General features: G+C 57.5%; 11 protein-coding genes and 3 tRNA genes. All 14 read left to right on the forward strand.

Annotated features, from left to right (window positions below):
* The first annotated feature begins 7 nt into the window (after positions 1–7).
* Positions 8–859: a dihydropteroate synthase gene (gene folP / locus CKW29_RS10945; protein WP_095145060.1), complete on the forward strand. Its 852-nt coding sequence runs from the start codon at positions 8–10 to the stop codon at positions 857–859.
* Between the two features lie 16 nt (positions 860–875).
* The gene (gene glmM / locus CKW29_RS10950; RefSeq protein ID WP_095145059.1) at positions 876–2,216 is read left to right on the forward strand and encodes a phosphoglucosamine mutase; all 1,341 of its coding nucleotides are present in this window, start codon (positions 876–878) and stop codon (positions 2,214–2,216) included.
* Between the two features lie 66 nt (positions 2,217–2,282).
* The gene (gene tpiA / locus CKW29_RS10955) at positions 2,283–3,038 is read left to right on the forward strand and encodes a triose-phosphate isomerase (RefSeq protein ID WP_095148455.1); all 756 of its coding nucleotides are present in this window, start codon (positions 2,283–2,285) and stop codon (positions 3,036–3,038) included.
* Between the two features lie 4 nt (positions 3,039–3,042).
* Positions 3,043–3,426 (forward strand): preprotein translocase subunit SecG, encoded by a 384-nt coding sequence (gene secG / locus CKW29_RS10960; protein ID WP_095145057.1) that lies wholly within the window; start codon positions 3,043–3,045, stop codon positions 3,424–3,426.
* Between the two features lie 22 nt (positions 3,427–3,448).
* A tRNA-Leu gene (locus tag CKW29_RS10965) sits at positions 3,449–3,534 on the forward strand.
* A gap of 97 nt (positions 3,535–3,631) precedes the next feature.
* Positions 3,632–3,708, forward strand: a tRNA-Met gene (locus CKW29_RS10970).
* A 139-nt stretch (positions 3,709–3,847) separates the two neighbouring features.
* On the forward strand, positions 3,848–4,306 hold the full coding sequence (gene rimP, locus CKW29_RS10975) for a ribosome maturation factor RimP (RefSeq protein WP_158248610.1): 459 nt from the start codon (positions 3,848–3,850) through the stop codon (positions 4,304–4,306).
* Between the two features lie 59 nt (positions 4,307–4,365).
* On the forward strand, positions 4,366–5,847 hold the full coding sequence (gene nusA, locus CKW29_RS10980) for a transcription termination factor NusA (RefSeq protein ID WP_047537517.1): 1,482 nt from the start codon (positions 4,366–4,368) through the stop codon (positions 5,845–5,847).
* 27 nt (positions 5,848–5,874) lie between these two features.
* Positions 5,875–8,403 (forward strand): translation initiation factor IF-2, encoded by a 2,529-nt coding sequence (gene infB / locus CKW29_RS10985; RefSeq protein ID WP_095145056.1) that lies wholly within the window; start codon positions 5,875–5,877, stop codon positions 8,401–8,403.
* A 159-nt stretch (positions 8,404–8,562) separates the two neighbouring features.
* Complete coding sequence (gene rbfA / locus CKW29_RS10990; protein WP_095145055.1) at positions 8,563–8,964, forward strand: 30S ribosome-binding factor RbfA; 402 nt, start codon at positions 8,563–8,565, stop codon at positions 8,962–8,964.
* A gap of 3 nt (positions 8,965–8,967) precedes the next feature.
* The gene (truB, locus tag CKW29_RS10995) at positions 8,968–9,885 is read left to right on the forward strand and encodes a tRNA pseudouridine(55) synthase TruB (protein WP_095148456.1); all 918 of its coding nucleotides are present in this window, start codon (positions 8,968–8,970) and stop codon (positions 9,883–9,885) included.
* Positions 9,886–10,144: 259 nt separating this feature from the next.
* Positions 10,145–10,414, forward strand: a complete 270-nt coding sequence (rpsO, locus tag CKW29_RS11000) for a 30S ribosomal protein S15 (RefSeq protein WP_003197723.1) — start codon at positions 10,145–10,147, stop codon at positions 10,412–10,414.
* A gap of 196 nt (positions 10,415–10,610) precedes the next feature.
* Positions 10,611–12,716: a polyribonucleotide nucleotidyltransferase gene (gene pnp / locus CKW29_RS11005; RefSeq protein ID WP_095145053.1), complete on the forward strand. Its 2,106-nt coding sequence runs from the start codon at positions 10,611–10,613 to the stop codon at positions 12,714–12,716.
* A gap of 261 nt (positions 12,717–12,977) precedes the next feature.
* A tRNA-Thr gene (locus tag CKW29_RS11010) sits at positions 12,978–13,053 on the forward strand.
* Positions 13,054–13,207: the final 154 nt, after the last annotated feature.

A 13,207-nucleotide genomic window follows, 5' to 3' on the forward strand; every position in this document is an offset into this window, starting at 1 on the left:
GTTTGAAATGACTTTTGTTCAGTCCTCAACCCGGTTGCCTTGCGGCAGCCGGGTTCTTGATTTGGCCCATGCGCATGTCATGGGCATTCTTAATGTCACTCCCGATTCCTTCTCCGATGGCGGTCGTTTCAGTCAGCTCGATGCTGCCCTGAAACATGCTGAGGCGATGGTTGCTGCTGGCGCCACCTTGATTGATGTGGGGGGCGAGTCGACTCGACCCGGTGCCCGGGCGGTTTCGCCGCTTGAGGAGCTCGAGCGCGTCGCGCCGATTGTCGAGCGGATTCATCGTGAACTTGACGTGATTATCTCGGTCGATACCTCGACGCCAGCCGTCATGCGTGAAACTGCGCGTCTGGGCGCTGGGATGATCAATGATGTTCGATCTCTGCGTCGCGATGGTGCCCTGGATGCCGCTGCGGCAACGGGGTTGCCGGTGTGCCTGATGCATATGCTCGGCGAGCCGGGTGATATGCAGGACAATCCCCACTATGCCGATGTAACGCTCGAGGTTGGCGAGTTTCTCGCGGAGCGCATGGCGCAGTGTGCTGCGGTGGGTATCCCGGCTGAGCGGATCATTCTCGATCCCGGTTTTGGGTTTGCGAAAAACCTGCAGCACAATTTGAGTCTGTTCAAGCATTTGGAAGCCTTGCATGACCTGGGGCGGCCTCTTCTGGTCGGGGTGTCTCGCAAGAGTATGATCGGGCAGGCGTTGAATCGCCCGGTGGGGGAGCGGCTGCATGGCGGTCTGGCTCTCGCGGCGTTGGCGGTGGCCAAGGGTGCGCGCATCCTGCGGGTGCATGACGTGGCCGAAACGATGGATGTGGTACGGATGATCACTGCTGTTGAATCAGCCGAATAAGAATGATGGAGCACTTATGACTAAGAAATATTTTGGCACCGACGGTATTCGTGGTCGGGTCGGCACCTACCCGATTACTCCTGACTTCATGCTTAAGCTCGGCTGGGCTGCTGGCATGGCGTTCCGGAAAATGGGCGTTTGCAAGGTTCTGATTGGCAAGGACACGCGCATTTCCGGGTATATGTTCGAGTCGGCGCTCGAAGCTGGGCTTACCTCCGCGGGTGCGGATGTGATGCTGCTGGGGCCGATGCCTACGCCGGCAATTGCCTATCTGACCCGTACCTTTCATGCCGAGGCCGGCATCGTGATCAGTGCGTCCCATAACCCTCATGATGACAACGGCATCAAGTTTTTCTCCGGGCAGGGCACCAAGCTGCCGGATGACGTCGAATTGATGATCGAAGAATTGCTTGATGCGCCGACGATGACGGTTGTCGAGTCGAGCAAGATCGGCAAGGTGTCGCGAATCAACGACGCGTCGGGTCGCTACATCGAATTCTGCAAAAGCAGTGTGCCTACCGGTACCAGTTTTACCGGCCTGAAGATCGTTATCGATTGTGCGCACGGTGCGGTGTACAAGGTTGCTCCAAGCGTCTTTCGCGAGTTGGGCGCCGAGGTGGTGGTGCTCTCCGCGCAGCCCAATGGCCTGAACATCAATGATAACTGCGGCTCGACCCATATGGGGCAGCTGCAGGCGGCTGTCCTGGCCGAGCAGGCTGACCTGGGTATTGCCTTTGATGGTGACGGTGATCGCGTATTGATGGTCGATCACACGGGGGCCGTTGTCGACGGTGACGAGCTGTTGTTCATCATTGCTCGTGACCTGCAGGAGCGCGGCTCTCTGCAGGGTGGTGTGGTCGGTACGTTGATGAGCAACCTGGGTCTGGAGCTGGCGTGCGCCGAGCTGAAGATTCCGTTCGTGCGGGCCAATGTCGGTGACCGTTACGTCATTGCCGAGCTGCTGGAGCGTAAGTGGACGGTGGGGGGTGAAAACTCCGGGCATATCGTCTGCTTCCAGCACACGACTACCGGCGATGCGATTATCGCTGCGCTGCAAGTGCTGATGGCCATGAAGGCGCGTCAGGAAGGGCTCGCCCAGACTCGACAGGCGCTGCGCAAGTGTCCTCAGGTCCTGATCAATGTGCGTTTTGCCGGCGGTGCAAATCCTGTCGAGCATGCGGCTGTCAAAGCGGCCAGCGAGCGGGTTACCAAGGCGATGGCGGGGCGCGGTCGGGTCTTGTTGCGCAAGTCCGGCACTGAGCCGCTGGTGCGCGTAATGGTCGAGGGCGAGGACGAAACCCAGGTTCGTGCATACGCTGAAGAGCTGGCAAAACTGGTTGCTGAAGTTTCTGCCTGAATTCGGCTTGCCAGCAATGATTCGGTTGGGTAACATCTGCGCCCACTTTGACCGACGAGGTACAGCATGCGTCGCCCTATGGTAGCTGGTAACTGGAAGATGCACGGTACCCGCGCCAGCGTCGCTGAGCTGATCAACGGCCTTCGTGACTTGGCCTTGCCGAGCAGTGTTGATGTCGCGGTATTCCCGCCTTTCCTGCATATCAATCAAGTGATTGAAGGCCTGGAAGGAAAGTCGATTTTGGTCGGCGCGCAGAATTCTGCGGTGGAATCCGGACAAGGTGCGTTGACCGGTGAAGTTGCACCGAGTCAGTTGGTGGATGCAGGTTGTTCCCTGGTACTTGTCGGGCATTCCGAGCGCCGCCAGATCATGGGCGAGCAGGACGCAATGCTGATCCGCAAGTTCGCAGCGGCACAGGCATGTGGCTTGATTCCGGTGTTGTGCATAGGGGAGACCCTGGAGCAGCGTGAAGCCGGAAAAACTCTTGAGGTTGTCTCGCGTCAGCTGGGCAGTATCATTGAGGAGCTGGGTGTCGGTGCCTTTGCCAAGGCAGTGATCGCTTACGAGCCGGTCTGGGCCATTGGCACCGGGCTGACTGCAACGCCGCAACAGGCGCAGGATGTGCACGCAGCCATTCGCGCCCAGTTGGCGGCAGAGAATTCTGAAGTCGCACAAGGTGTGCGGCTTCTATACGGCGGCAGCGTGAAGGCGGCCAATGCGGTCGAACTGTTCGGCATGCCGGATATCGATGGGGGTCTCATTGGTGGGGCTTCCCTGAATGCAGATGAGTTCGGTGCGATCTGTCGCGCCGCGGGAAACTGAAAAAATGCTGGAAACAGTCGTAGTCGTTTTTCATCTGCTGGGTGCATTGGGCGTAGTGGCTCTCGTATTGCTGCAGCAGGGTAAGGGTGCGGACGCTGGCGCGTCTTTCGGAGCAGGTGCTTCAAATACTGTGTTCGGAAGCCAAGGTTCCTCTACCTTTCTTAGTAAGTTTACTGCTATACTTGCCGCAGGTTTTTTCATAACCAGCTTAGGGTTAGGTTACTATGCTAAAGAGAAAGCTCACCAGCTGACTCAAGTAGGTTTGCCAAACCCAGCGGTTCTGGAAGTTCCAGTGCAAAAACCGGCTTCTGATGATGTCCCGGTGCTTCAAGAGCAAAAGTCGGCAACCAATGCGACTGACGTGCCTCCAGCTCAAGAGCAAAAGTAAGAAGGGTTTCAAACGTAGTATTGCCGAGGTGGTGGAATTGGTAGACACGCAACCTTGAGGTGGTTGTGCCCATAGGGTGTAGGGGTTCGAGTCCCCTTCTCGGTACCAATTAGTCAGGAGAGCCCGCTGTTGCGGGCTTTCTTGCAGGTGGAAGGTTACATTGACCCTGTCAGGGATCGGTCGTATACTTCCGCCCCAGCTTTGTCGCGGGGTGGAGCAGTCTGGTAGCTCGTCGGGCTCATAACCCGAAGGTCGTCGGTTCAAATCCGGCCCCCGCAACCAGTTTCAGGAGCCCCTTTTCAGGGGCTTTTTGTTAGCTGGACACTTTATAACGCCGTTATTCGACGGCGTTTCAGGGATGGGCGATTCGCCCATTTTTTTATTTTGCATAGCATGCACATACATGCACGAGGGGGTTCAGGTGTCGAGCAAGCTAGAACAGTTGCAGGCCTTGCTGGCCCCGGTGGTCGTGGCCCTAGGCTATGAATGCTGGGGTATTGAGTTTTCGGCTCAAGGTCGCCACTCAATGTTGCGCGTTTATATCGATAAAGAGGGCGGCGTGCTGGTGGACGATTGTGCCATCGTCAGCCGTCAGATCAGCGGTGTGCTGGATGTTGAAGATCCGATCGCCGTTGAATACACCCTTGAAGTTTCCTCGCCTGGCATGGAACGCCCGCTGTTCACTATTGAGCAGTTTGCAAAATTTGCCGGTGAACAAGTGAAGATCAAGCTGCGCTCGCCTTTTGAAGGTCGACGCAACTTTCAGGGCCTTCTGCGCGGTGTAGAAGAGCAGGACGTCGTGGTGCAGGTTGATGACCATGAGTTCCTGTTGCCGATCGATATGATCGACAAGGCCAACATTATTCCCAGTTTTGACTGAGACGTGCCAGAAACTGCGGATCCCGCGGATCCAATGGCTTGCGAAAGGCGAGGCGTACGATGAGCAAAGAAGTACTGCTGGTTGTTGAGTCGGTATCCAATGAAAAGGGCGTACCGGCAAACGTAATTTTTGAAGCGCTGGAGCTGGCTCTGGCCACGGCTACCAAAAAGCGTTTCGAGGACGAAGTCGATCTGCGTGTGGAAATCAATCGCCACACCGGTGCTTATGAGACTTTCCGTCGCTGGACGGTCGTCGAAGAAGCAGACCTGGACGATCCGGCCATCGAAACCTGGCCAAGCAAGGTTGCTGAAACGCATCCTGGCGCCAAGGTCGGTGACGTTGTCGAAGAGAAAATCGAGTCCATCGAATTCGGTCGCATCGCTGCACAGACTGCCAAGCAGGTCATCGTGCAGAAAGTTCGCGAAGCCGAACGCGCTCAGGTTGTTGACGCTTACCGCGAGCGCCTGGGAGAGATCATCTCCGGCACCGTGAAGAAAGTCACCCGCGACAACGTGATCGTCGACCTGGGCAACAACGCTGAAGCGTTGCTGGCTCGTGAAGACATCATTTCTCGTGAAACCTTCCGTGTCGGCGTGCGCCTGCGTGCACTGCTCAAGGAAATCCGCACTGAAAACCGCGGCCCGCAGCTGATCCTGTCGCGTACCGCGCCGGAAATGCTGATCGAGTTGTTCCGCATTGAAGTGCCGGAAATCGCCGAAGGCCTGATCGAAGTCATGGCCGCTTCCCGTGATCCGGGTTCGCGTGCAAAGATCGCGGTCCGCTCGAAGGACAAACGTATCGACCCGCAGGGCGCTTGCATTGGTATGCGCGGTTCGCGTGTCCAGGCGGTGTCCGGTGAGCTGGGCGGTGAGCGTGTGGATATCGTCCTGTGGGACGACAACCCGGCGCAGTTCGTAATCAACGCCATGTCACCGGCCGAGGTTGCGGCAATTATCGTTGACGAAGATGCCCATGCAATGGACATCGCCGTTGGCGCAGACAATCTGGCTCAGGCCATCGGTCGCGGTGGTCAGAACGTGCGTCTGGCTAGCCAGTTGACTGGCTGGACCCTGAACGTGATGACCGAATCGGACATCCAGGCTAAGCAGCAAGCAGAAACCGGCGACATCCTGCGCAACTTCATCGACGAGCTGGAAGTCGACGAAGAACTGGCGCAGGTGCTGGTAGATGAAGGCTTCACCAGCCTGGAAGAGATTGCCTACGTACCGTTGGAAGAAATGCTCAACATCGACGGCTTTGACGAAGACATCGTCAACGAGCTCCGCGCTCGGGCCAAGGATCGTTTGTTGACCAAAGCCATCGCTACTGAGGAAAAGCTGGCAGACGCCCATCCGGCCGAAGACCTGCTCTCGCTTGAGGGTATGGACAAGGATTTGGCGATGGAACTGGCGGTGCGCGGCGTAATTACCCGCGAAGACCTGGCCGAGCAGTCTATTGACGACCTGCTCGACATCGACGGCATTGACGATGATCGTGCCGGCAAGTTGATCATGGCCGCCCGAGCCCACTGGTTCGAGTAATTAGGCGCGGCCTGAGGAGAGAAGTGCATGACGCAAGTCACGGTGAAACAACTGGCCGATGAGGTCAAAACACCGGTAGAGCGCCTGTTGCAGCAGATGCGTGAGGCAGGTCTGCCGCACACCGCCGCCGAAGAACATGTGACTGACAGTGAGAAGCAATCTTTGCTGACTCACTTGAAAAGCAGTCACAAGGCGAAAGTGGAAGAACCACGCAAGATCACGCTGCAGCGTAAAACCACCAGCACCCTGCGGGTTGCTGGCAGCAAAAGCATCAGCGTTGAAGTCCGTAAAAAGAAAGTTTTCGTACAGCGCAGCCCGGAAGAAATCGAAGCCGAGCGCAAACGCGAACTGGAAGAACGTCGCGCAGTAGAAAATGCTGCTCGTCAGAAGGCTGAAGAAGAAGCCAAGCGTCGCGCCGAAGAAGAAGCGCGTCGCCAGCCTGCTGCTGCGCAAACCGCTACTAACGACGCTGTTGCAGCGCCGGCGGCAGTTGCCGCACCAGTGCGCGAAAGCGCGCCAGTCGTTGCAGCTGCTCCAGCACCGTCTGCTGACGTTCGCAACAAGCAGAACGAACAGCGCCGTCCGGACAAACCACGCGCCGACGATAGCAATCGTCGTGGCAGTGGCGATGGCGAGCGCAAAAACGCTCCGCATCGTGCTTCGGTCAAGGAAAAAGCGCCTGCGCCACGCGTTGCGCCACGTACTACCGACGAAGAAAGCGATGGCTTCCGTCGTGGTGGTCGCGGCAAGGCCAAGCTGAAGAAACGCAACGCTCACGGTTTCCAGAGCCCAACCGGCCCTGTCGTGCGTGAAGTGAAGATCGGCGAAACCATCACTGTTGGCGATCTCGCTCAGCAGATGTCGGTGAAGGCTGCTGAAATCATCAAGTTCATGTTCAAACTGGGTACTCCAGCGACCATCAACCAGGTACTCGATCAGGAAACTGCTCAACTGGTAGCTGAAGAGCTGGGCCACAAAGTGACCCTGGTCAGCGACACTGCCCTGGAAGATTCCCTGGCCGAGTCCCTGAAGTTTGAAGGTGAGGCTTTCTCCCGTGCGCCAGTCGTGACCGTAATGGGCCACGTTGACCATGGTAAGACCTCGCTGCTCGACTACATCCGTCGTGCCAAGGTAGCGGCTGGCGAAGCCGGCGGTATCACCCAGCATATCGGTGCCTACCACGTTGAAACCGAGCGCGGCATGGTCACCTTCCTCGACACCCCAGGTCACGCCGCGTTTACCGCCATGCGTGCCCGTGGTGCCAAGGCGACCGACATCGTGATCCTGGTAGTTGCAGCGGACGACGGCGTGATGCCGCAGACCATTGAAGCTGTCCAGCACGCAGTAGCGGCCGGTGTTCCACTGGTTGTTGCAGTGAACAAGATCGACAAGCCGGGCGCCGATCTCGATCGCATCCGTAGCGAACTGTCGGTTCACGGCGTGACCTCGGAAGAGTGGGGCGGCGACACCCCGTTCGTATCGGTTTCGGCGAAAGTCGGTACTGGCGTGGACGAGTTGCTCGAAGCTGTTCTGCTGCAAGCTGAAGTTCTCGAACTGAAAGCGACTCCTTCGGCTCCTGGCCGTGGCGTCGTGGTTGAATCGCGTCTGGACAAAGGTCGTGGCCCGGTGGCAACCGTTCTGGTTCAAGACGGTACCCTGCGCCAAGGCGACATGGTCCTGGTCGGTTCGAACTATGGCCGCGTTCGCGCCATGCTCGACGAGAACGGCAAGCCAATCAAGGAAGCCGGTCCTTCCATCCCTGTCGAGATCCTCGGCCTGGACGGTACCCCGGACGCTGGCGACGAGATGAGCGTGGTTGCCGACGAGAAGAAAGCCCGTGAAGTGGCTCTGTTCCGTCAAGGCAAGTTCCGCGAAGTCAAACTGGCGCGCGCTCACGCAGGCAAGCTGGAAAACATCTTCGAAAACATGGGCCAGGAAGAGAAGAAGACGCTTAACATCGTCCTCAAATCTGACGTCCGTGGTTCGTTGGAAGCGTTGAACGGTGCCTTGAACGGCCTGGGTAACGACGAAGTGCAAGTGCGTGTCGTGGGTGGCGGTGTCGGTGGTATCACCGAATCCGACGCCAACCTGGCACTGGCCTCCAACGCTGTACTGTTCGGTTTCAACGTGCGTGCCGATGCTGGCGCTCGCAAGATCGTCGAGCAGGAAGGTCTGGATATGCGTTACTACAACGTGATCTACGACATCATCGAAGACGTCAAGAAAGCCCTGACCGGCATGCTTGGCAGCGACGTCCGGGAGAACATCCTGGGTATTGCTGAAGTCCGCGACGTGTTCCGTTCGCCGAAGTTTGGCGCGATCGCCGGTTGCATGGTTATCGAAGGTGTTGTGCACCGTAACCGTCCAATCCGTGTACTGCGTGAAGACATCGTTATCTTCGAAGGCGAGCTGGAATCCCTGCGCCGCTTCAAGGATGACGCTTCCGAAGTACGTGCCGGCATGGAATGCGGTATCGGCGTGAAGAGCTACAACGACGTCAAGGTCGGTGACAAGATCGAAGTCTTCGAGAAAGTTCAGGTTGCTCGCAGCCTCTAACTCGCGCACTTCAAGAGCCGTGATGGGCAGCCGCATGCAAATGCACGGCGCATCACCCGGACTCTAAACGCAACGCCCGGTCTGGCTTCTGTCAGGCCGGGCGTTTGCCGCTTTCAGACCACACGGGTTTCACCGTGAGGCAGTAACAGGTAACAAGACATGGCAAAAGAATACAGCCGTACCCAACGTATCGGCGATCAGATGCAGCGCGAGCTGGCACAACTGATCCGTCGTGAAGTCAAAGACCCGCGCGTCGGCCTGGTCACCATTACCGCTGTTGAAGTCAGCCGTGACGTCGGTCACGCCAAGATCTTCATCACCGTGATGGGGCAGGACAGCGCCGAAGATATCGCCCAGAGCATCAAGGTGCTCAATTCCGCCGCCGGTTTCCTGCGCATGCAGTTGGCTCGCGAGATGAAACTGCGCAGCGTTCCACAGTTGCACTTCCACTACGACGAAAGCGTCGTGCGTGGCGCGCACCTGTCGGCATTGATCGAGCGCGCGGTGGCTGAAGACAATCAGCACCCGGTCGCGGTCCAAGCCCAGGACGCCAAGGAGTAATCGGTGGCTCAGGTCAAACGTATCCGTCGTAACGTCAGCGGCATTATCCTGCTCGACAAGCCACTGGGGTTCACTTCCAACGCGGCCTTGCAGAAGGTTCGCTGGCTGCTCAATGCCGAGAAGGCCGGTCACACCGGCAGCCTCGATCCGCTGGCCACCGGTGTGTTGCCGTTGTGCTTCGGTGAGGCCACCAAGTTCTCGCAATACCTGCTCGATTCCGACAAGGGTTATGAAACCCTGGCGCAATTGGGCAAGACCACCACCACGGCAGATGCTGAGGGTGATGTTTTACTGGAGCGCCCCGTGACCGTTGGTCGCGCCGATATTGAAGCGGTCTTGCCAAAATTTCGTGGGAAAATCAGTCAGATACCGCCGATGTACTCAGCCCTCAAGCGTGATGGGCAGCCACTGTACAAGCTGGCGCGTGCAGGTGAAGTGGTGGAGCGCGAACCGCGTTCTGTTACTATAGCGCGCTTGGAATTGCTGGCCTTTGAAGGTGATACTGCGCGCTTTGCCGTAGATTGCAGCAAAGGCACCTATATCCGTACCCTGGTGGAAGATATCGGTGAACAGCTCGGTTGTGGCGCTTACGTGGCTGAATTGCGACGTACCCAGGCCGGTCCGTTCAGCCTGGCCCAGACGGTCACGCTGGAAGAGTTGGAAGCGGTACATGCCGAAGGCGGCAACGAAGCAGTCGATCGCTTCCTGATGCCATCGGACAGTGGTCTGCTGGATTGGCCGCTGCTGCAATTCTCGGAGCACAGCTCGTTCTACTGGCTTAACGGCCAGCCGGTACGCGCCCCGGATGCACCGAAGTTCGGCATGGTACGGGTACAGGATCACAATGGTCGCTTCATCGGAATCGGTGAAGTGAGCGAAGACGGGCGCATCGCGCCACGTCGACTGATTCGGTCAGAATGACCGAAACCAGTCTGCGTAAAAGCGTAGCGAGCGAAGGGAAGACAAGGAAAAAACAGGCGAGGAAGCGGAGTTGACTGCTGTCAATGAGCATTCCGAGCCGGTTTTTGACGCAGTATTACCGAGCGCAGCAGCTTTTAAGCAGGCTGGCGAGGGTGGCTGTTAACAGGCACGGTCACTACTCATTTTTAGATACAGGGATTTGTCCCTGGCCTGTTGAAGCTGTTTTTCTGAAACAGTTTCCTGATAAAAGGATTGCCTCATGGCTCTCGACGTTCAAGAAAAAGCCCAAATCGTAGCTGACTACCAGCAAGCTGTTGGTGACACTGGTTCTCCAGAAGTGCAAGTTGCACTGCTGACCCACAACATCAACAAACTGCAAGGTCACTTCAAGGCCAACGGTAAAGATCACCACTCCCGTCGTGGTCTGATCCGCATGGTAAACCAGCGTCGTAAGCTGCTGGACTACCTGAAAGGCAAGGACGTGAGCCGTTACAGCGCTCTGATCGCTCGCCTGGGTCTGCGTCGCTAATAAGCGATTGCGCTAGAGGTTGGTTGTCTGTCGTGCGTCAGCGGGTTTCCCGCTGGCACATGGCAGGCTCCCAGCCTCAAGTTTTATCTGGACAGTAGTTTTACCTGGACAATACACGCCGGGCCGATTCCCGACATTGCCCAAGAATTTCGCAAGAAAACCAGTTCCCCAAGAGCCACAAAGAAGGTAGGACACCGTGAACCCGGTAATCAAAAAATTCCAGTTCGGTCAGTCGACCGTTACCCTCGAGACTGGCCGTATCGCCCGTCAGGCCTCCGGCGCAGTATTGGTCACCGTTGACGACGACGTCAGCGTATTGGTGACCGTAGTCGGTGCCAAGCAAGCCGATCCAGGCAAGGGCTTCTTCCCTCTGTCTGTTCACTACCAGGAAAAAACTTACGCTGCCGGTAAGATCCCTGGCGGTTTCTTCAAGCGCGAAGGCCGTCCTTCCGAGAAAGAAACCCTGACTTCCCGACTGATCGACCGTCCGATCCGTCCGCTGTTCCCGGAAGGCTTCATGAACGAAGTGCAGGTTGTCTGCACCGTCGTTTCCACCAGCAAGAAGACCGATCCGGACATCGCTGCGATGATCGGTACCTCGGCTGCCCTGGCCATCTCCGGCATTCCTTTCGATGGCCCGATCGGCGCTGCCCGCGTTGCGTTCCACGAAAGCACCGGCTACCTGCTGAACCCGACTTACGAACAACTGAAAGCTTCGAGCCTGGACATGGTCGTTGCCGGTACTTCGGAAGCGGTATTGATGGTTGAATCGGAAGCCAAAGAGCTGACCGAAGACCAGATGCTGGGCGCGGTACTGTTTGCTCACGACGAGTTCCAGGTTGTGATCAACGCGGTTAAAGAGCTGGCTGCCGAAGCTGCCAAGCCAACCTGGACCTGGGCTCCCCAGGCTGAAGCCACCGAACTGCTGGGCGCTATCCGTGCCGAGTTCGGCGAAGCGATCTCCCAGGCTTACACCATCACCATCAAGGCCGACCGTTACGCTCGTCTGGGCGAACTGAAAGACCAGGTAGTTGCCAAGCTGTCCGGTGAAGAAGGCCAGCCTTCTTCCAGCGAAGTCAAAGCGGCTTTCGGTGAAATCGAATACCGCACCGTTCGCGAAAACATCGTAAACGGCAAGCCACGTATCGACGGTCGCGATACCCGCACCGTACGTCCGCTGAACATCGAAGTCGGTGTTCTGCCGAAGACCCACGGTTCGGCACTGTTCACCCGTGGCGAAACCCAGGCTCTGGTAGTCGCGACTCTGGGCACCGCCCGTGACGCACAACTGCTGGACACCCTGGAAGGCGAGAAAAAAGACCCGTTCATGCTGCACTACAACTTCCCTCCGTTCTCGGTAGGCGAGTGTGGTCGCATGGGTGGCGCTGGTCGTCGCGAAATCGGTCACGGCCGTCTGGCCCGCCGTTCGGTTCAGGCCATGCTGCCGGCTGCCGACGTGTTCCCGTACACCATTCGTGTTGTGTCGGAAATCACCGAGTCCAACGGTTCGAGCTCCATGGCTTCGGTCTGCGGCGCGTCCCTGGCCCTGATGGATGCCGGCGTTCCGATGAAGGCACCGGTTGCCGGTATCGCCATGGGTCTGGTTAAAGAAGGCGAGAAATTCGCCGTCCTGACCGACATCCTGGGTGACGAAGACCACCTGGGCGACATGGACTTCAAAGTAGCCGGTACCGCCAAAGGTGTGACCGCGCTGCAGATGGACATCAAGATCAAGGGCATCACCGAAGAAATCATGGAAATCGCTCTGGGCCAAGCCCTGGAAGCGCGCCTGAACATCCTCGGCCAGATGAACCAGATCATTGGTCAGTCGCGTACCGAACTGTCGGAAAACGCTCCGACCATGATCGCGATGAAGATCGACACCGACAAAATCCGTGATGTCATCGGTAAAGGCGGCGCGACCATTCGTGCGATCTGTGAAGAGACCAAGGCTTCGATCGATATCGAAGACGACGGTTCGATCAAGATCTTCGGCGAAACCAAGGAAGCGGCTGAAGCGGCACGCCAGCGCGTTCTGGGTATCACCGCAGAAGCCGAGATCGGCAAGATCTACGTCGGTAAGGTTGAGCGCATCGTCGACTTCGGCGCATTCGTCAACATCCTGCCTGGCAAGGACGGTCTGGTTCACATCTCGATGCTGAGCGATGCTCGCGTTGAGAAAGTGACCGACATCCTGAAAGAAGGTCAGGAAGTGGAAGTACTGGTACTGGACGTGGACAACCGCGGCCGTATCAAGCTGTCCATCAAAGACGTGGCAGCAGCCAAGGCTTCGGGCGTTTAATCACTCCCGTAGGCTGACTGCTTCAACGCTGTAAAAATGCCCCACGGTGAAAGCCGCGGGGCATTTTTTTGTCTGTAGGAAAGTACCGTGGCGAGGGAGCTTGCTCCCGCCGGCCGGTCCGCGTTCGGGCGCAGCAGTCGTAAGTCGTCAATCGCAGTGGACCTGCTCGAGCGCCTTGGTGGTTGCTTCGCAACCCAGCGCGAGCATGTTCCCTCGCCACAGGTTGCCGGACCTCAAAAGCGGTGCTAGGTTTAGCCCACCGCCCGTGTAGCTCAGCCGGTAGAGCAGCGCACTCGTAACGCGAAGGTCGCAGGTTCGATTCCTGTCTCGGGCACCACTTTTCGTTTTCATATGATGCCAAAACCACCCAAAATCCCACAGGAATCCAGTCTAGTACGGGATTTTTGCTTTCAGTGATTCCCAGTCGTTGCCTTGTAAGCCCAAACATATGTGAGTAGATTGGTGAGTAGATTCAGTTTGGTCTAGAAATC

The organism is Pseudomonas sp. Irchel s3a18, assembly GCF_900187535.1.
In the GTDB taxonomy this organism is placed as follows: Bacteria; Pseudomonadota; Gammaproteobacteria; order Pseudomonadales; family Pseudomonadaceae; genus Aquipseudomonas.

Bases quoted from the DNA above. Each gene is read 5' to 3' on its own strand.
- folP (WP_095145060.1), top strand. From the start codon at position 8: ATGACTTTTGTTCAGTCCTCAACCCGGTTGCCTTGCGGCAGCCGGGTT.
- infB (WP_095145056.1), top strand. From the start codon at position 5,875: ATGACGCAAGTCACGGTGAAACAACTGGCCGATGAGGTCAAAACACCG.
- nusA (WP_047537517.1), top strand. From the start codon at position 4,366: ATGAGCAAAGAAGTACTGCTGGTTGTTGAGTCGGTATCCAATGAAAAG.
- rpsO (WP_003197723.1), top strand. From the start codon at position 10,145: ATGGCTCTCGACGTTCAAGAAAAAGCCCAAATCGTAGCTGACTACCAG.
- glmM (WP_095145059.1), top strand. From the start codon at position 876: ATGACTAAGAAATATTTTGGCACCGACGGTATTCGTGGTCGGGTCGGC.
- secG (WP_095145057.1), top strand. From the start codon at position 3,043: ATGCTGGAAACAGTCGTAGTCGTTTTTCATCTGCTGGGTGCATTGGGC.
- rbfA (WP_095145055.1), top strand. From the start codon at position 8,563: ATGGCAAAAGAATACAGCCGTACCCAACGTATCGGCGATCAGATGCAG.
- tpiA (WP_095148455.1), top strand. From the start codon at position 2,283: ATGCGTCGCCCTATGGTAGCTGGTAACTGGAAGATGCACGGTACCCGC.